Source organism: Kitasatospora sp. NBC_01539, assembly GCF_045040525.1.
Lineage (GTDB): Bacteria > Actinomycetota > Actinomycetes > Streptomycetales > Streptomycetaceae > Kitasatospora.
This window is the reverse complement of sequence record NZ_CP109390.1, coordinates 6,631,106-6,647,552: the sequence shown is the minus strand read 5'-3', so window position 1 is coordinate 6,647,552 and position 16,447 is coordinate 6,631,106. Positions and strand designations below refer to the sequence as shown.

The following is a 16,447-nucleotide window of genomic DNA, read 5'->3' as shown; positions in this document are numbered from 1 at the left end:
CATGGAGACCGACCTGCCGGCCCGGGTCGCGGCCCTGCTCGCCGCCCACGACCCCGCCACCACCGACCGCACCGACTTCCTGCGGGCCCGCTTCGACGCCGGCCTCGCCTGGGTGCACTTCCCCGAGGGCCTCGGCGGCCTCGGCCTCCCGCGCGCCCTCCAGGCCGGCGTCGACGCCGCACTCGCCGCCGCCGGCGCACCCGACAACGAGCCCCGCCGCATCGGCATCGGCCTCGGCATGGCCGCGCCGACCGTCCTCGCGTACGGCACCGACGAGCAGAAGCGGCGCTTCCTGCGGCCGCTGTGGACCGGCGAGGAGGTGTGGTGCCAGCTCTTCTCCGAGCCCGGCGCCGGCTCCGACCTCGCCGCGCTCGGCACCCGCGCCGTCCTCGACGGCGACACCTGGACGGTCGACGGCCAGAAGGTGTGGACCTCCAGCGCGCACACCGCCCGCTGGGCGATCCTCATCGCCCGCACCGACCCCGACGTGCCCAAGCACCGCGGCATCACGTACTTCGTCTGCGACATGACCGACCCCGGTGTCGACGTCCGCCCGCTGCGACAGATCACCGGCGAGGCCGAGTTCAACGAGGTCTTCCTGACCGGTGTGCGGATCCCCGACGCGCACCGCCTCGGTGCCGTCGGCGAGGGCTGGCAGGTCGCCCAGACCACCCTCAACAACGAGCGCGTCGCCATCGGCGGCCAGGCCGCGCCACGCGAGGCCGGCATGATCGGCGTCGTCGCCGACACCTGGCGCGACCGCCCCGAACGGCGCACCGCCGACCTCCACCAGCGCCTCCTCAAGGGCTGGGTCGACAGCGAGGTCGCCCGGCTGACCGGCGAACGCCTGCGCCAGCAGCTCACCTCGGGCCAGCCCGGCCCGGAGGGCGCCGCGATGAAACTCGCGTTCGCCCGCCTCGCTCAGGAGTTGAGCGGCCTGGAGGTCGAACTCCTCGGCGAGGACGGCCTCGCGTACGACGACTGGACGATGGTGCGGCCCGACCACGTCGACTTCACCGGCCGCGACGCCGGGTACCGCTACCTGCGGGCCAAGGGCAACTCCATCGAGGGCGGCACCTCGGAGATCCTGCGGAACATCATCGCCGAGCGCGTGCTCGGCCTGCCCGGCGAGCCGCGCACCGACAAGAACGTGCCCTGGAAGGAGCTGCCGCGATGACCGCAACGGACCTGCTGTACTCCGAGGTCGAGGACGAACTCCGGGCCAGCGTGAGGGCGCTGCTCGCCGACCACTGCCCGCCCGACGCGATCCTCGGCCGCTGCGAGGGCCCGGCGCCCTACGACCCGGCGCTGTGGCGCAAGCTCGCCGCCGACCTCGGCGCGGCCGGCCTCCAGGTGCCCGAGGCGCAGGGCGGCGCCGGCGCCTCGCTCCGCGAGACCGCCGTGGTGCTGGAGGAGCTCGGCCGCAGTGCCGCCCCGGTGCCCTTCCTCGGCAGCGCGGTGCTCGCCACCACCGCCCTGCTGACCTGCGGTGCCGACGAGTTGACGGCGGCGCTGGCCGACGGCGGCCGGACGGCCACCCTCGCGGTTCCGCTGTCGGCCGCACCCGGCGACCCGTTCCCGGCGACCGTCCGCGTCGACGGCGCGGGCACGCTCGGCGGCCGGATCACCTCGGTCGCCGACGCACTCACCGCCGACGTGCTGCTGGTGCCCGCGACCGGCCCGGACGGCGCCGCGCTGTACGCGGTGGAGGCGGCCGCGGCCGGGCTCTCCGTCGCCCGGCGGACCTCGCTGGACCTCACCCGGCCGCTCGCCGACGTGACGCTGACCGGGGTGCCCGGGCGGCGGCTCACCACCGGTCCGGCCGCCGAGGAGGCCGTCCGGCAGGCCCTGCTGACCGGGGCCGGCCTGCTCGCCTCGGAGCAGCTCGGCATCGCCGAGTGGTGCCTGGCGACGACCGTGGCGTACCTCGGGGACCGGACGCAGTTCGCCCGGCCGCTGGGGTCCTTCCAGGCGCTCAAGCACCGGCTGGCCGACCTGTGGCTGGACACCGTCGGTGCCCGCGCGGCCGCCCGGTACGCGGCCGACACGCTGGCCCGCGGCGACGCGGACGCGGCCGTCGCCGTGGCCGTCGCGCAGGCGCACTGCGGGGCGCTGGCCGTCCGCGCCGCCGAGGAGTGCGTGCAGCTGCACGGCGGCATCGGCATGACGTGGGAGCACCCGGCGCACCTCTACCTGAAGCGCGCCAAGGCCGACCAGATCGCCCTGGGCACCCCGGGCCGGCACCGCGCGGCGCTGGCCGCGCTGGTGGACCTCCCGGCGCCCGCGGCGGGCTGAGAGCGGCCGCACGCCGTGCCGCGCCACCGACCCGGTGGCGCGGCACGGCGCCGTCGCCCCGGGGTGCCGTCACCGGCGGCGGGGCGCGGCCCGCCGGCTGCGACGCGGGCGGCCCCCGACCGGGCGGCAGGACGAACGCGCCCCGCGCGGACTCCTCGTTGTCGTGGTCGTGTCGATCGGCGAGAATCCGCCGCATGACCTCCGTGATCCGCCATGTGACGATCGACTGCGCCGACCCCTACGAACTCGGCCGCTTCTGGTCGCAGGTGCTGGACCGTCCGCTGGACGACGACGACAGGCCCGGTGACCCCATGGCGCTGATCGCCACAGGGGTCTCCGGGCTGCTGTTCGTCGCGGTGCCGGACGCGAAGACCGTCAAGAACCGTGTGCACCTGGACGTCCAGCCGCAGGACCGGACCCGCGACGAGGAGGTGGAGCGCCTGCTCGGCCTGGGCGCCGTGCTGGTCGACGACCGGCGCAACCCGGACGGCACGGGCTGGGCCGTCCTCGCCGACCCGGAGGGCAACGAGTTCTGCGTGGAGCGCAGTGCGGCGGAGCGCGCGGGCTGAGCCCGCCGGACCGGACGTGCCGGAGCCCCCGCCCGTCGGCGGGCGGGGGCTCCGGCGGTCCGTCAGGGGTGCACGGTGAGGCGGCCGATCGAGGTGCCGTCGGCGACGCGCTGGACGCCCTCCGCGGCCCGGTCGAACGGCAGCCGCTCGCCGATCAGCGGCCTGACGACGCCCTTCGCGGCGAGCGCGGTCAGCTCGGTGTGGCAGTCGCGGACGGCCTGCGGGTCCTGCGTGTTGTACAGGCCCCAGTGCAGGCCGAGGATCGCGTAGTTCTTCACCAGGGCGTGGTTGAGCGCGGGCGCCGGGATGGTGCCGCCGGCGAAGCCGACGACGAGGATGCGGCCCTCGAAGGCGACGCACTTGGCGGAGCCGGTGTAGGCGTCGCCGCCGACCGGGTCGAAGACCACGTCGGCGCCGCGGCCGCCGGTGGCCTGCTTGACCGCGGCGACGAAGTCCTCGGTGCGCCGGTCGACGACCAGGTCGGCGCCGAGCGCGGCGGCGGCCGCGGCCTTCTCCGGGCCGCCGACCACGGCGATCACGGTGGCGCCGGCCGCCTTGCCGAGCTGCACGGTGGCGCTGCCGACCCCGCCGGCCGCGGCGTGCACGAGGAGGGTCTCGCCGGCCTGCAGCCGGGCGCGGCGGTGCAGGCCGAACCACGCGGTCTGGTAGCCGATGTGCAGGGCGGCGGCCTCGGCGTCGTCCAGGGCGGGCGGGGCGGCGAAGGCGGCGGCCGCGTCCATCAGCGCGTACTCGGCGAAGGCGCCGGAGGGCAGCACGGCCGTGCCGACGACGCGTTCGCCGGCCCGGTCGCCGCCGACGACCTCGCCGCACAGCTCGACGCCCGGGGTGAAGGGCAGTGGCGGGCGCACCTGGTAGTGGCCGCGGCACATCAGCGCGTCGGGGAAGTTGACGTTCGCGGCCCGTACGCGGACGAGCAGCTGACCGGCGGCCGGCTCGGGCCGCGCGGTCTCGGTCCGCACCATCACGGCGGTGGGCTCGCCGAGTCCGGCGACCTGCCAGGCCTTCATGCGGGGGCTCCTTCGCTGCGTTCGATGGCCTGCTGGAGGTGGTTCATGCCCTTGATCCAGCGGTCCGGGGTGGTGGCGCGGGCCGCGTAGTAGTCGGCGACCTGCGGGTGCGGGAGGATCAGGAACCGTTCCTCCGCGATGGCCCGGACGACGGCCGCCGCGACGTCCTCGGGTTCGATGGCGTCGGGGCGCAGCAGGACGTCGCCGGCCGCGCCGGTGTGCCGCAGCATGGCGGTGTTGACGCCCTGCGGGCAGAGCGCGTGCACCCGGATCCCGCGGTGCCGGTAGGTGGCGGAGAGCCACTCGGCGAAGGCCACCGCGCCGTGCTTGGTGACGGCGTACGGGGCGGAGCCGAGCATGGTGAGCAGGCCGGCGGCGGAGGCGGTGGCCACGAAGCGGCCCTCGCCGCGTTCCAGCCAGTCGGGCAGGAGGAGTTCGGCGGCGCGGACGTGCGACATGACGTTGACGTCCCAGGCCCGGGACCAGGCCTCGGGCCCGGCGTCGGCGCCGCCGCTGGTGGCGATGCCGGCGTTGGCGCAGTAGACGTCGACGGCGCCGAGGGCGGCCCGGGCGGTGTCGACGAGCGCGGCGACGCCTTCGGCGGAGGCGGCGTCGCCGGGGGCGGCGATGCCGCCGATCCGGGCGGCCGTCCGCCGGGCGGCGTCGGCGTCGAGGTCGTTGACGACGACCCGGGCGCCCTCGGCGGCGAAGGCGGTGGCGAGGGCCGCGCCGATGCCCTGCCCGGCGCCGGTGACGACGACGCCGCGGTCGGCGAGGGCCGTCACAGTCCGCCGCCGAGGGTGACGCCGCCGTCGATGACGAGGGTCTGGCCGGTGATCCAGGCGGCGTCCGGGGAGAGGAGGAAGGCGACGGCGCCCGCGACGTCCTCGGGCAGGCCGAGCCGGGCGAGCGGGTAGGCGCGGACGACCTCCTCCTCGCGGCCCTCGAAGAGCGCCTCGGCGAACTTCGTCTTGACGACGGCCGGGGCGACCGCGTTGACCCGGATGCCGGGGCCGAGTTCGGCGGCGAGCTCCATGGTCAGGCGGATGATCGCGGCCTTGCTGACGCCGTACATGCCGATGCCGGCGGAGGTGCGGATGCCGGCGATGGAGGCGACGTTGACGACCGCGCCGCCGTGCTCGCCCATCCACGCGGCGTGGGCGCGGCGGGTCCAGGCGAGCGGCGCGAGCACGTTGACGGCGAGGATCTTGGCGGCCAGCCCGGGGTCGGTGTCGAGCACCGGGCCGTAGGCGGGGTTGATGCCGGTGTTGTTGACCAGCAGGTCGAGCCGGCCGAACGCCTCGACGGTGCGGTCGACGGCGTCCTGCTGGTGCGCCGGGTCGTCCGCCTTGCCGGCGACGGCTATCGCGTGGTCGGGGCCGCCGAGGTCGCGTACGGCGTCGGCCAGCGGCTCGGGGTTGCGGGCGGTGATGCAGACCTTCGCGCCGCGCTGGACGAGCTCGCGGGCGATGCCGAGGCCGATGCCCCGGCTGGCTCCGGTGACCAGGGCCACCTGGCCCTTGAACGAGGGTGTCATCGACTGAACCTTTCGCCGCACGTGATTCGACAGGGTGGTGACTAAGCGCTTGCTTAGCATGGTGACGGCGGGCCACACTGTCAACAGCCGGGCAGCCGCCGGCCTTGATCCATCTGCGAGGATTGACGCCATGACCGATCAGGCAACCGCCGGCTTGTGGCCCGGGGACCGCACCGAGGCCCCCCGGCGGCTGCTGCTCGCCGCCGTGGAGTCCTTCGCCCGCCGGGGATACCACGCCACCACCACCCGTGACATCGCCACCGCCGCCGGCATGAGCCCCGCGGCGCTCTACATCCACTATCCGTCGAAGGCCGCGCTGCTCTCCGAGATCAGCCGCACCGGGCACCGGTCCACCCTCGACCTGGTCGAGAAGGCCGAGGCGAGCAGCGCCGACCCGGTCGCCCAGATGCGGCGCCTCGCGGAGGACTTCACCGTCTGGCACGCCCGCGGCCACACGGTCGGCAGGATCGTCAACAACGAGCTGCACGCGCTGCCCGAGGACGCCTTCGCCGAGGTCGCCGCGCTGCGCATCCGCATCGAGGACACCGTGCGCCGGATCATCGAGCAGGGCGTCGCCGCCGGTGTCTTCGAGGTGCCCGACGCCCGCACCGCGGCCCGCGCCGTGACCTCGCTCGGCATCGACGTCGCCCGCTGGTACACCGACCGCTCCACCGAGTCGCCGGAGGAGCTGGGGCGCCGCTACGGCGTGCTGGTGCTGCGCATGCTGGGCGCCCCGGCCCAGGCGGCCTGACGGGGCGCGCGGGGAGGCGCCGGGGTTCCCGCTCACCACTCATTAGGTTAGGCTCACCTAACCAAATGAGGGAGGATGCATGTCCGACACCGGCAACCGGCCTGCCCGCACCACCGGGCTCAGCACCGCACGGACCACCGACGGCACGCCCACCGCCGCCGAACGGCTGCGCACGCTGGTGGAGTTCGCCTCCTCCGTGGTCCTGGACGTGCCCGGGATCGACCTCGCGGACCGGCCCGGCCTGCCACCCCTGGTCGACTGTGCCGTGCTGCCCGACGGCGCCGTCGCCGTGCTGGTGGAGGAGACCTCCCCGCTGCACCGCATCGCCGTCCTCTCCCGCGGCGACCGCCTCACCGGCGAGCTCGACGCGGTGGACGTCGCCCCGGTCGCGATGCCGCACCGCATCCGCGGCCGCGCCTCCGTGCAGGGCCCGCTCACCGTGCTCGGCCAGGCCACCGCGGACCGGATCGCGGCGCTCTTCCCGCACCGCGCCGCCGCCGGGCGCGTGCTGCTCCGCCTGCAGCCCGAGCACCTGGCCGTCGAGGACCTGTGGGGCTCCGTGTGCTGCGTCGAGCCGGCCGCCTTCGCGGCGGCCGCACCGGACCCGGTCGTCCGCGAGGAGGCCGGCCTGCTGCAGCACCTCGACACCGCCCACGCCGACCAGGTGCGGCAGCTCGCCCGGGGCGCCGCCGCGGGCCGCGGCCTGCCGGCTCCGCACACGGTGCGGCCGGTGGCCCTGGACAGGTTCGGCCTGCGGGTGCGGCTGATCGCCCCGACCGGGCAGGTCGTCGACGCCCGCTTCGACTTCCGCCGGCCGCTGCGCTCCCCCGAGGAGCTGCCGGACGCCATGCACCGGCTGTTCGCCCACGTCCACACCGGCTGACGCCCGGAGGACGCGGAGGGCCCGTCGGCACACGGCCCGGCCGAAAGCCGGGTCAGGAGACGGGTCAGGAGCCGGTCAGGAGCCGGTCGCCGGGCCGATCACCGAGAAGTGGCCGCCCTCGGCGTCCCGCAGGCGGGCCGTGCGCCCGTACGGGGTGTCGCCGGCCGGCTCCGCGACGCTGCCGCCGAGCTCGACGGCCCGCCGCACGGCACCGTCCGTGTCGGCGACGGAGAAGAACACCTCCCAGTGCGGCCCGGTGCCCAGGGCGGCCCGCAGCGCGGCCACGCTCCGGCCCTCGGAGCGCAGCACCACGCGCTCGTGCTCGTAGCGCACCTCGAAGTGGTCGATGTCGCGGTCGTCCCAGCGGAACACCTCGCCGTAGAACAGCGCGGCCGCGAACGGGTCCGGGGTGCGCAGCTCGATCCAGACGGGCGCGCCCGGCGCCTTCATCCAGGTCTCGACGCCCGGTTCGCCCTCCCACATCCCGAAGGACGCGCCCTGCGGGTCGGCGGCGAGGGCCACCCGGCCGGCGTCGAACGCGATCGGGCCGACACCGAGCGTGCCGCCGCGCTCGCGGACGCTCTCGGTGGCCCGGTCGGCGCTCTCGGTGCCGAAGTACGTCGTCCAGGCGACGGGCGGCTGCCAGTCGCCCGCCATCACGCCGAGCCCGGCCACCTCGACGCCGTCGACGACCGCCCACACGTAGGGGCCCCAGCGGTCCGGCCCGGGCTGGAAGGTCCATCCGAGGAGCGGGCCGTAGAAGGACTGCGCGGCTTCGAGGTCGTGGGCCATCAGGCTCACCCAGCACGGCACCGCGGGCACGCACCGCACCCTGACCCTCTGCTCACCCATGCGGGCGTCTCCTTCCGGTTCGTGGCCCTGCCCAGCCTAGGGGCCCGGGGTGTCGGCACCGCGGTCCGGCTCGCGGGCGGCATGCTCCGGTGTGGCAGGCCCGGCGCGGGCCGTGCGGGCGAACGAGGGGCAGGACGATGGAACAGCCGCAGGTGATCGTCGGGGCGAGTCTGGCGGGTGCGAAGGCCGCCGCGGCGCTGCGTGCCGAAGGCTACGAGGGACCGCTGGAGCTCATCGGCGCGGAGACGGAACTGCCGTACGAGCGGCCGCCGCTGTCGAAGGGCTTCCTGCAGGGGAAGACACCGCGCGGGGAGTTCGACGTGTATCCGGCCGAGTGGTACGCCGAGCACGGGGTGACGCTGCGGCTCGGTGCCGCCGTCACCGCGATCGACCCGGACGCGCACACGGTGACGCTCGACGACGGCAGCCGACGGGGCTTCGCGAAGCTGCTGCTGGCCACCGGCGCCTCGCCGCGCCCGCTGCCGGTGCCGGGCGGCGACCGGCCGGACGTGCTGACGCTGCGCGGCGTCGGCGACAGCACCCGGCTGCGGGAGCGGCTGACGCCCGGCGCGCGGATCGTCGTCGTGGGTGCGGGCTGGATCGGCCTGGAGGTGGCCGCGGCGGCCCGCGCGGCGGAGGCGGAGGTCACCGTGCTGGAAGCGGCCGAGCTGCCGCTGCTGCGGGTGCTGGGCCGGGAGGTCGCGCGGGTCTTCGCCGACCTGCACCGGGCGCACGGTGTCGACCTGCGGTTCGGGGTGAAGGTGGCGGCGGTGGAGGACGGCGGGGTGCGGCTCGGCGACGGCACGCTGGTGCCCGCCGACACGGTGGTCGTGGGCGTGGGCATCGCGCCGAACACCGGCCTCGCGGAGGCGGCCGGGCTGGTCGTGGACAACGGCGTGCGCACCGACGAGCACCTGCGCACCTCGCACCCGGACGTGTTCGCCGCGGGCGACGTCGCCAACGCCTTCCACCCGTTCTACGGCAGGCCGATCCGGGTCGAGCACTGGGCGAACGCGCTCAACCAGCCCGCGACGGCGGCGAGGTCGATGCTCGGGCAGGACGCGGTGTACGACCGGGTGCCGTACTTCTTCACCGACCAGTACGACCTCGGCATGGAGTACACGGGCTACGCGGAGCCCGGCGGCTACGACCGGGTCGTCTTCCGCGGTGACGTCGCGGCACGGGAGTTCGTGGCGTTCTGGCTCGCGGAGGGGCGGGTGCTCGCCGGCATGAACGTGAACGTGTGGGACGTCGTCGACCCGATCCGCGCGCTGATCCTCGGCGGACGGCCGGTGGACGAGGCCCGGCTGACCGACCCGGACGTGCCGCTGGAGGACCTGACCGGCTGAACCCGGCCCCGACCGGAGGGATGTGACGGTCGGCTCGCCCGGGACGGCCGTCGGTGCGGTGCCCTAGGGTGCGGGGTCCGACCGCACCGAGGAGGGACCCGCCGATGCCGACCGGCCGACTGCTGCCGCCCGCGGGCCCCGCCCGGTCGCTCGCCGCCGCCCACCTCGCCAACGCGCTGGGGGACGGCGCCTACTACGTCTGCTCGGCGCTGTACTTCACCCGGGTGGTGGGCCTGTCGGCGGGGCAGATCGGCCTCGGTCTGACGCTCGGCTGGGCGGCCGGGGCGGTCGCGGGCGTGCCGCTGGGCCACCTCGCCGACCGGCGCGGGCCGCGCGGGGTGGCGGCGCTGCTGGCGGTGGCCACCTCGGCGGCGGTGGGGGCGTTCCTGCTCGCGGGGTCGTTCGCGGCGTTCGTCGCGGCGGCGCTGCTGTACGGCGCCGCGCAGAGCGGCCTGGGCGCGGCCCGGCAGGCGCTGCTGGCGGGGCTGGTGGAGCCCGCCCGGCGTACCGGGGTGCGCGCCCACCTGCAGTCGACGGTCAACGCGGGCCTGGCGGTCGGCGCGGCGTTCGGCGGCGCGGCCCTGCAGCTGGACGGTCCGGCGGCGTACCGCGCGGTGCTGGCGCTGGACGCGCTGAGCTTCCTCGTCGCGGCGGCCGTGCTGGCCCGGCTGCCCGCCGTCGCAGCGGTGCCCGCGGCGCCGGACGGGCCGCGGCTTGCGGTGCTGCGCGACCGCCCGTACGCGGTGGTGGCGCTGCTCAACGCGGTGATGCTGCTCTACATGCCGCTGCTGTCGCTGGTCGTGCCGCTGTGGATCGTCGGGCGGACGGCGGCACCCGGCTGGACGGCCGCCGCCCTGCTGATGCTGAACACCCTGACGGTGGTGGTCTGCCAGGTGCGGGTGGCCCGCCGGGTCGACGGGCTCGGCACGGCCGCACGGTACGTGCGGTGGGCGGGCGCGCTGCTGCTGGCCTGCTGCGCGGCGTTCGCCGCGTCCGCGGGCGGCGGTTCGGCGTGGGTGGCGGTGGCGGTGCTGCTGGCGGCGGCGGGGCTGCAGGTCGCGGGCGAGATGATGCTGGCGGCCGGCTCCTGGGAGATCGGCTTCGGGCTGGCCCCGGCCGACCGGCAGGGGCAGTACCAGGGGTTCTTCGGCTCGGGCGTGGCGGTGGCGCGCATGGTGGGCCCGCTGCTGCTGACCTCGCTCGTGCTGGGCGGCGGCGCGACGGGCTGGCTGGTGCTGGGCGGGCTCTTCGCGCTGGCGGGCACGGCGACGGGCCCGGCGGTCCGGTGGGCCGCGCGCACCCGGCCCGCCGCGCCGCGGGCGGCCGGGAACGGTGCGGCCGGGGCCGGGGCCGGTGGGAACGGGGCGCGCAGCGTGAGCGACGCCGCGGCCGGGACGTCCGGGTAGTCCCCGCACGCCGGACGGCCGCCGCGCGGGCGGCCGCACGGGCGGTCGCACGGGCGGTCGGCGGCTACATGAGCGGCCCGGGGGACGGCCGGCCGGCCTTGAGTTCGCCGTGGGCCTTGGTGAGCAGTTGCATGGCGAGGTCGTTGAGGGCGCGGGCGCCCGCGACCTCCTCGCCGACCCGGGGCTGGGGGCTGTCGTTGTGGTGCCTGGTGCTGTAGCCGTGCGAGCGGACCTCGCTCCCGTCGGAGAGCCGGACGAGCGCGACGGCCTTGGTGCGGTCGCCCTCCTCCTGGAACTCCAACTCGATGTGCCATCCGACGAGTGTGTGCATGGACGCCACCTCCTGGCTCTCCCCTCCAGCGTGCGCCGCGGGCGTGGGGCCCGCCAACGCGGTCGGGGCGGCGCGGGCCCGGTCCGGGCGGCCCGCGACGGCCGGTACGGGTGCGGCGCGGCCTCCTCCCTCCCCCCGTGCGCGCCGCCCGGGTGTTGAACGTGTTCAGTTCTGCCCGTAGAGTGCGGTCCGTCAGAGTTTTTGAACGCGTTCAACAGAATCTCGGGGGTGCCGCCATGACCGTCCTGGTCCACGTGATCGTGGTGCTCGGCATGGTCGCCGTCCTACCGCTCGGCCTGGCCCTGCTCGACGGACCGGGCAGCCGGGCCGCCCGGTGGTGGCCACTCGCGGCCGTGCCCGGCGCCGTCTCGCTCTTCCTCCCCCGGGGCACGGCCGCCACCGCCCTCGCCGTGCTCTACGCGCTGGCCGCCGCCGCCCTCGCCGCCCGTGCCCCGCTCAGACTCGCCCGCACCCGCTCGCTCGCCCCCGCCGAGGCCGCCGCCCTCACGGCCCTCGTCACCCCGCTCGTCGCCGCGGTCGCTCTGGTCGCCGAACGCTCCGGCCACCGCCTCCTCGGCTTCGGCCTCGGCATCCTGGCGCTCACCGTGCCGCACTTCCACTTCGCCGGGTTCGCCGCCGCCCTCGTCGCCGGACTCGTCTGCCGCGCCGCACCCCACCGGCGCGCCGCCCGCGCGGCCGCCCTGAGCGTGCCCGCCGGCACCCTGCTCGTCCTGGCCGGGTACTTCGTCGACGACTGGGCCGAACTCGCGGGCGCCGTCGTCCTGACCACCGGCATGTGGCTCACCGGCCTGGTCGTCTGGCAGGACCTGCGCGGCCGGGGCCGCGACACGCTCACCCGCACGCTGCTCGGCACCGGCGCGGCCGTCCTCGCGGCGACCATGCTGCTCGCCCTCTGGTGGGCGCTCGGCGAGGCGACCGGGCTCCGCCACCCCACCCTGGCCTGGATGGCCGCCACCCACGGCCTCGGCAACGCCCTCGGCTTCGCCCTCTGCACCCTGCTCGCCCTCCACCGACTCCGGGAGACCCGATGACCCTCAACTACCGCGAGGTCCACGCCACCACCCGTCCCGGGCCGCTCCCCGCCGGCTACCACCACCTGCACCACCGGGCCGTGGTCGGACACGGCCCGGCGGCCCTCGCCGCCGCCGGCCTGGCCGTCACCACCTGGCGGATGCACCGCGGGACGGGCGCGCACGTCACCGCGGACACCGACCGGGCCGTCGTCGGCACCCGCGTCACCGTCGCGCTCGGCCTCGGCCCGGCCCGCCTCACCGCCCCCTGCGAGGTCGTCTGGGCGGTCGACGAGCCGCACCGCATCGGCTTCGCGTACGGCACGCTCGACGGCCACCCCGAGTGCGGGGAGGAGGCGTTCGTGGTCGAGCTCGGCGAGGACGGCGCCGTGCGGTTCACCGTCACCGCGTTCAGCCGCCCCGGCCGCTGGTACACCCGGCTCGCCGGGCCGCTCGTGCCCGTCCTCCAGCGGCTCTACGCCCGCAACTGCGCGCGCGTCCTGCGCCGCATCACCGCCCTGGAGGCCGCCGGGTGACCCCGCGCCGCCCGGCCGGACGAGTGGCGGCGCCGCCCCGGCCGCGCGCAGGCTGGAGGGACGGACACCCCCAGCCCCGGGAGACGACATGGCCGACACGGACGTCCTGGTGGTCGGCGCGGGCCCGGTCGGCCTCACCGCCGCGGCCGAACTGCGGCGGCACGGCACCGACTGCCGGATCGTCGACCGGCTGGCCGCACCGCACCACCACGCCAAGGCGGTGGGGATCCAGCCCCGCACCCTGGAGGTCTGGGACCGCATGGGCCTCGTCCGCGAGGTGCTCGCCGCCGCCGCGCCGATGCGCGGCCAGCTGATGTGGGTCGACGGCCGGGAGGGCCCCCGGATCGAGCTCGCCCTCCCGCCCGAGGTGCCGTACGGCTTCGCCTCGCTGCCGCAGTACGCGACCGAGCAGCTCCTCGCGGACCACCTCGCCACCCACGGCACCCTCGTCGAACGGGCCACCGAACTGGTGTCGTTCGCCCAGGACCCCGACGGCGTCGACGCGGAGCTGCGCGGGCCGGACGGCGACGAGCACGTCCGCTGCCGCTACCTGGTCGGGTGCGACGGCGCACACAGCCGGGTGCGACGCGGCCTCGGACTCGACTTCGGCGGCGGCGCGTTCGCCGAGACGTACATGCTCGGCGACGTCGAGGTCGACTGGGACCTGCCCGCCGGGTACGGCGTACGGATCGTGCGCCACGACCCCGGAGGCGGCCCCGACGACGTGCTCGTCGGCATCCCGCTGCCCGGACACGGCCGCTACCGGCTCTCCATGGTCGCCGCCCCCGACCTCGTCACCCCGCCCGGGGCGGCCGCCGGCCGGAGCTCCGCCGACGGGGTCGCCCACGGCCTGGAGTCGGGCCGCGCACCCGGTCTCGACCACATCCAGGCCGTCCTCGACCGGCTCGCACCGCAGCCCACCACCGCCTCCGCGCTCCGCTGGTCGTCGGTCTTCCGGATCAGCCACCGCATCGTCGACCGGTACGGCCGCGGCCGCGCCTTCGTCGCCGGCGACGCCGCCCACATCCACCCGCCGACCGGCGCCCAGGGCATGAACACCGGCATCCAGGACGCCTTCAACCTCGCCTGGAAACTCGCCCTCGCCGTCCGCGGCACCGCCGCACCCGCGCTGCTCGACAGCTACGACGCCGAACGCCGGCCCGTCGGCGAGGAGGTCGTCGGCCGCACCGTCCGGCACGCCCGGACCGGCATCGGGGCCGAGGGCGGCACCCTGGAGTCCATCCTCATGCGCGAGGCCCAACTGCTCGTCGACTACCGCGACAGCCCCCTGCTGACCTCCGCCGACGGCGACGCCGCCCCGCCCGCCCCCGGCGACCGCGCCCCGGACTGCACCGGGCTTCGCCACCCCCTCGCCGCCCGGCCGCTACGCCTCTTCGACCTGCTCCGCGGCCCCCGCCACACCCTGCTGCTCCACCTCGGGCCCGGCACGGAACCCCACCGGGCCGACGCGTGCGCCGACGCCGCCCGCCACGCCGCCCACGGCGAACTCGACGTCTGGGCCGTCCTCGCCCCGGGCACCTCCGCGGACGAACTGCTCCTGCCCCACGTGGTCGACGAGGAGGACGCCTTCCGCCGCGCGTACGGCATCCGCGACGGCGAGGCGGTCCTCGTCCGGCCCGACGGCCACCTCGGCGGGCGGCTGCACCCGGCCGTACCGGACGGCGTCGCCGCCCTCCTGCACCCGGTGTTCGCGCCGAACGACACCCCGCGGGACGGCACGCCCGGGGCAGCACCGCCCGGCAGCCGGAGCGGATCGGCCCGGCCGCAGACCAGGCAGACCAGGCAGACCAGGCAGTAGAGCGGTCGGTGGGCGCGGGCCCCCCGACGCCCCGGCCGTCAGGCGCGGGCCTGTACGGAGACCAGCACCTGCCCGTCGTCGACCGCGCGCACCTCGAAGTGGTCGATGTCGGCGGGGCCGAACGCGGCGCCTCCCGTGGTGCGCAGCGCCTCGGTGCCGTACCCGGTCGGCGGGACGGCCCAGGTCGTGACGGTCTGCCGTTCGCCGCCCCGGGAGACCGCGACGAGATCGCAGGTCCGCGGGCCCGTGACGTGCGACAGGGCGAGCGTGATGTGGCTGCCCCAGGTGCGGGACTCGACGCCGACCTGCGCCAGCACCCCGGTCGCCGGGTCGGTGGCGCTGAACTGCGTGACCGCCACGGCGGCGGGCGGCCGGTCCTCGCCGCCCGTGGCGCCCAGGGTGACGAGCGGGCCGCCCACGACCAGCACCGCCGCCGCGGCCACCAGCGCGAGCCGGCGCACCCGGCTCCGCCTGCGGGCGGACGCGACCTCACCCACCAGCCGGTCCAGCAGCTGCGGCGACGGCTGCACGTCGACCGGCCCGGCGGCGGCGAGCTCGGCGAGCAGCGGCGCCATGCCGGAGAGCTCCTCGACCTCGGCGGCGCAGGTCGCGCAGCCCGCGAGGTGCCGCTCGAACCGCTCGCTGTCCTCCGGGTCGAGCACACCGAGGACGTACGCACCGACGTCGACGTGCTGCTCGTGGTGCGGCGTCACGATGTCACTCCTCGCTCCTCGAGTGCGATCTTCAGGGCGCGCAGGCCGTAGAAGATCCGCGACCTGACCGTCCCCGCGGGGATGCCGAGCGTCTCGGCGGCCTCGTTGACGGTACGCCCTTTGAGATAGGTCTCGACGATGACCTCGCGATGGGCGTCGGTCAGGTCGTCGAGCGCGTCGGAGATGGTCATCAACCGCAGCGCCCTCTCCAGTTCGTCCTCGGCGGGCATCAGTTCCAGGGGGGCGGGGTCGACCTCGCGCGGGCGGGCCATGCTGCTGCGGTGGCCGTCGATCACGATCCGCCGGGCGACGGTGACCAGCCACGGCCGCAGCGACCCGGCGGTGTCGGGGTCGAGCCGGTGGATGTTGCGCCACGCGCGTACGAGCGTCTCCTGCACCACGTCCTCCGCGCGCTGGCGGTCGCCGGCGACCAGGCGCAGCACGAAACCCAGGAGCGGGCCCGCGTGGTCCCGGTAGAGGGCGCGCATCAGCTCCTCGTCGGGCGCGCCCGACGCCCCCGGCGGGAACGGATGCTCGGTCACGGCGCCATCCTTGCGCACGCGCACCTCCTGGTCGAGACGGGTCGGGCTGGTCGGGACGGGTCGGGTCGAGACGGGGCGGGGCGGGGCCCTCAAGTCGGGGGCCGTTCCTGTCGATACGGTGAGGGGGTGCGGCGCGGGCGCCCGCGCCGCACCCGTCCACCGGCCGTGTCAGTAGCCGTAGCCGCCGGTGGCAGGGGTGCCGGAGGCCGCGACGGCCTTGGCCCCGGACGGGGTGACGGCCCACCAGGTGCCCTTGACGCCCTGGCCCTTGGTGTCGCCGGGCCTGGTGTCCGGCGCGTAGCGGTAGAGCGGCCAGCCCTTGAGGGTGAGCTGCCGGGTGCCGTCGGCGCGGGTCACGGAGGAGACGAGCGCGGCGTCGACGCCGTCGACCTTCGGGTGGTCGCCGGCGGCGGGCACGGGCGGCCACAGGGTGGCGCAGGCGCCGTCGCAGTGCGAGGCCGACGGTGCGGCGGTGTCCAGGTCGAAGCGGTAGAGGGTGTATCCGGCGCCGTCGGTGACGACGGTGCCGAGGCCGGCGGTCGCGGTGGTGCGCAGCGCGACGGCGGCGGCGGACGACCCCCCGGTGGACGACCCCGCGGCGGGCGCGGAGGCCGCGGGCGGGGTGGTGGCGGGCGCGGCGCCGGGCGTGGTGCCGCCGGAGTCACAGGCGGTCACCAGGGTGAGCGCGGCGACGGCGGAGGCGGTGAGCAGGGCGGTACGGCGTCGGACGGACATGGCGGTTCCCCCACGTGCGGTGTCGGTTCTGCGGCCGCGTTCGGTGCGCCCGCACCCAGGGGTACGTACG

Annotated in this window: 18 protein-coding genes; 10 read left to right on the top strand and 8 right to left on the bottom strand. The window is 76.4% G+C overall.

The annotated features are described in order from the left end of the window. Position 1: 1 nt before the first annotated feature. The 3 genes from OG335_RS28850 to OG335_RS28840 all read left to right on the top strand — a co-directional run bounded on the left by OG335_RS28850 (position 2) and on the right by OG335_RS28840 (position 2,864). Positions 2-1,177: an acyl-CoA dehydrogenase family protein gene (locus tag OG335_RS28850; protein WP_405014057.1), complete on the top strand. Its 1,176-nt coding sequence runs from the start codon at positions 2-4 to the stop codon at positions 1,175-1,177. Beyond that, entirely contained in the window at positions 1,174-2,295 is a 1,122-nt protein-coding gene (locus OG335_RS28845) for an acyl-CoA dehydrogenase family protein (RefSeq protein ID WP_405014056.1), read from the top strand. Before OG335_RS28850 ends, OG335_RS28845 begins: the two co-directional genes overlap by 4 nt. 194 nt (positions 2,296-2,489) lie before the next feature. Beyond that, positions 2,490-2,864 (top strand): VOC family protein, encoded by a 375-nt coding sequence (locus tag OG335_RS28840; protein ID WP_405014055.1) that lies wholly within the window; start codon positions 2,490-2,492, stop codon positions 2,862-2,864. Positions 2,865-2,926: 62 nt separating this feature from the next. Here the strand turns inward: OG335_RS28840 and OG335_RS28835 are convergent, their stop codons facing one another. Genes OG335_RS28835 through OG335_RS28825 form a run of 3 tightly spaced genes read right to left on the bottom strand, consistent with a single transcriptional unit; the run spans position 2,927 to position 5,429 of the window. Beyond that, positions 2,927-3,892: an NADPH:quinone oxidoreductase family protein gene (locus tag OG335_RS28835; RefSeq protein WP_405014054.1), complete on the bottom strand. Its 966-nt coding sequence runs from the start codon at positions 3,890-3,892 to the stop codon at positions 2,927-2,929. Then, the gene (locus OG335_RS28830) at positions 3,889-4,677 is read right to left on the bottom strand and encodes an SDR family oxidoreductase (protein ID WP_405014053.1); all 789 of its coding nucleotides are present in this window, start codon (positions 4,675-4,677) and stop codon (positions 3,889-3,891) included. Before OG335_RS28830 ends, OG335_RS28835 begins: the two co-directional genes overlap by 4 nt. Next, a complete protein-coding gene (locus tag OG335_RS28825; protein WP_405014052.1) occupies positions 4,674-5,429 on the bottom strand; it encodes an SDR family oxidoreductase in 756 nt (251 codons plus the stop codon). Before OG335_RS28825 ends, OG335_RS28830 begins: the two co-directional genes overlap by 4 nt. A 130-nt stretch (positions 5,430-5,559) precedes the next feature. Between OG335_RS28825 and OG335_RS28820 the strand changes: the two genes are divergently transcribed. Further along, a complete protein-coding gene (locus OG335_RS28820) occupies positions 5,560-6,180 on the top strand; it encodes a TetR/AcrR family transcriptional regulator (protein ID WP_405014051.1) in 621 nt (206 codons plus the stop codon). Between the two features lie 79 nt (positions 6,181-6,259). Beyond that, entirely contained in the window at positions 6,260-7,063 is an 804-nt protein-coding gene (locus OG335_RS28815) for a DUF2470 domain-containing protein (RefSeq protein ID WP_405014050.1), read from the top strand. 75 nt (positions 7,064-7,138) lie between these two features. Here OG335_RS28815 and OG335_RS28810 read toward each other — a convergent pair whose 3' ends face one another. Continuing rightward, positions 7,139-7,915: a VOC family protein gene (locus OG335_RS28810; RefSeq protein ID WP_405014049.1), complete on the bottom strand. Its 777-nt coding sequence runs from the start codon at positions 7,913-7,915 to the stop codon at positions 7,139-7,141. A gap of 137 nt (positions 7,916-8,052) precedes the next feature. Between OG335_RS28810 and OG335_RS28805 the strand changes: the two genes are divergently transcribed. Together OG335_RS28805 and OG335_RS28800 are read left to right on the top strand one after the other, a co-directional pair. Further along, positions 8,053-9,264 carry an NAD(P)/FAD-dependent oxidoreductase gene (locus tag OG335_RS28805; RefSeq protein ID WP_405014048.1) on the top strand — a complete coding sequence of 404 codons (1,212 nt, stop codon included), beginning with the start codon at positions 8,053-8,055 and terminating at the stop codon, positions 9,262-9,264. A gap of 104 nt (positions 9,265-9,368) precedes the next feature. Next, positions 9,369-10,670, top strand: a complete 1,302-nt coding sequence (locus OG335_RS28800) for an MFS transporter (protein WP_405014047.1) — start codon at positions 9,369-9,371, stop codon at positions 10,668-10,670. A gap of 64 nt (positions 10,671-10,734) precedes the next feature. On the opposite strand, the gene OG335_RS28795 is transcribed toward OG335_RS28800, so the two are convergent. Beyond that, entirely contained in the window at positions 10,735-11,001 is a 267-nt protein-coding gene (locus tag OG335_RS28795) for a DUF1876 domain-containing protein (protein ID WP_405014046.1), read from the bottom strand. Between the two features lie 236 nt (positions 11,002-11,237). On the opposite strand from OG335_RS28795, the gene OG335_RS28790 reads away from it, so the two are divergent. From OG335_RS28790 to OG335_RS28780, 3 genes are all read left to right on the top strand, one after another. Beyond that, positions 11,238-12,053 carry a YndJ family protein gene (locus OG335_RS28790; protein ID WP_405014045.1) on the top strand — a complete coding sequence of 272 codons (816 nt, stop codon included), beginning with the start codon at positions 11,238-11,240 and terminating at the stop codon, positions 12,051-12,053. Further along, a complete protein-coding gene (locus tag OG335_RS28785; protein WP_405014044.1) occupies positions 12,050-12,568 on the top strand; it encodes a DUF1990 family protein in 519 nt (172 codons plus the stop codon). Before OG335_RS28790 ends, OG335_RS28785 begins: the two co-directional genes overlap by 4 nt. A gap of 88 nt (positions 12,569-12,656) precedes the next feature. Further along, on the top strand, positions 12,657-14,387 hold the full coding sequence (locus OG335_RS28780; protein ID WP_405014043.1) for an FAD-dependent monooxygenase: 1,731 nt from the start codon (positions 12,657-12,659) through the stop codon (positions 14,385-14,387). A gap of 38 nt (positions 14,388-14,425) precedes the next feature. Here OG335_RS28780 and OG335_RS28775 read toward each other — a convergent pair whose 3' ends face one another. The 3 genes from OG335_RS28775 to OG335_RS28765 form a co-directional block, all read right to left on the bottom strand. Continuing rightward, entirely contained in the window at positions 14,426-15,100 is a 675-nt protein-coding gene (locus tag OG335_RS28775) for a zf-HC2 domain-containing protein (RefSeq protein ID WP_405014042.1), read from the bottom strand. Next, complete coding sequence (locus OG335_RS28770) at positions 15,097-15,666, bottom strand: sigma-70 family RNA polymerase sigma factor (RefSeq protein ID WP_405015560.1); 570 nt, start codon at positions 15,664-15,666, stop codon at positions 15,097-15,099. The genes OG335_RS28775 and OG335_RS28770 overlap by 4 nt, the downstream gene beginning before the upstream one ends. Positions 15,667-15,810: 144 nt before the next feature. Then, a complete protein-coding gene (locus tag OG335_RS28765) occupies positions 15,811-16,377 on the bottom strand; it encodes a hypothetical protein (RefSeq protein ID WP_405014041.1) in 567 nt (188 codons plus the stop codon). Between the last annotated feature and the right edge of the window lie 70 nt (positions 16,378-16,447).

Excerpts from the sequence above, each read along its gene's own strand:
- OG335_RS28850 (WP_405014057.1), top strand. The coding sequence starts at position 2 with ATGGAGACCGACCTGCCGGCCCGGGTCGCGGCCCTGCTCGCCGCCCAC.
- OG335_RS28845 (WP_405014056.1), top strand. The coding sequence starts at position 1,174 with ATGACCGCAACGGACCTGCTGTACTCCGAGGTCGAGGACGAACTCCGG.
- OG335_RS28840 (WP_405014055.1), top strand. The coding sequence starts at position 2,490 with ATGACCTCCGTGATCCGCCATGTGACGATCGACTGCGCCGACCCCTAC.
- OG335_RS28835 (WP_405014054.1), bottom strand. The coding sequence starts at position 3,892 with ATGAAGGCCTGGCAGGTCGCCGGACTCGGCGAGCCCACCGCCGTGATG.
- OG335_RS28825 (WP_405014052.1), bottom strand. The coding sequence starts at position 5,429 with ATGACACCCTCGTTCAAGGGCCAGGTGGCCCTGGTCACCGGAGCCAGC.
- OG335_RS28820 (WP_405014051.1), top strand. The coding sequence starts at position 5,560 with ATGACCGATCAGGCAACCGCCGGCTTGTGGCCCGGGGACCGCACCGAG.
- OG335_RS28815 (WP_405014050.1), top strand. The coding sequence starts at position 6,260 with ATGTCCGACACCGGCAACCGGCCTGCCCGCACCACCGGGCTCAGCACC.
- OG335_RS28810 (WP_405014049.1), bottom strand. The coding sequence starts at position 7,915 with ATGGGTGAGCAGAGGGTCAGGGTGCGGTGCGTGCCCGCGGTGCCGTGC.
- OG335_RS28805 (WP_405014048.1), top strand. The coding sequence starts at position 8,053 with ATGGAACAGCCGCAGGTGATCGTCGGGGCGAGTCTGGCGGGTGCGAAG.
- OG335_RS28800 (WP_405014047.1), top strand. The coding sequence starts at position 9,369 with ATGCCGACCGGCCGACTGCTGCCGCCCGCGGGCCCCGCCCGGTCGCTC.
- OG335_RS28795 (WP_405014046.1), bottom strand. The coding sequence starts at position 11,001 with ATGCACACACTCGTCGGATGGCACATCGAGTTGGAGTTCCAGGAGGAG.
- OG335_RS28790 (WP_405014045.1), top strand. The coding sequence starts at position 11,238 with ATGACCGTCCTGGTCCACGTGATCGTGGTGCTCGGCATGGTCGCCGTC.
- OG335_RS28785 (WP_405014044.1), top strand. The coding sequence starts at position 12,050 with ATGACCCTCAACTACCGCGAGGTCCACGCCACCACCCGTCCCGGGCCG.
- OG335_RS28780 (WP_405014043.1), top strand. The coding sequence starts at position 12,657 with ATGGCCGACACGGACGTCCTGGTGGTCGGCGCGGGCCCGGTCGGCCTC.
- OG335_RS28765 (WP_405014041.1), bottom strand. The coding sequence starts at position 16,377 with ATGTCCGTCCGACGCCGTACCGCCCTGCTCACCGCCTCCGCCGTCGCC.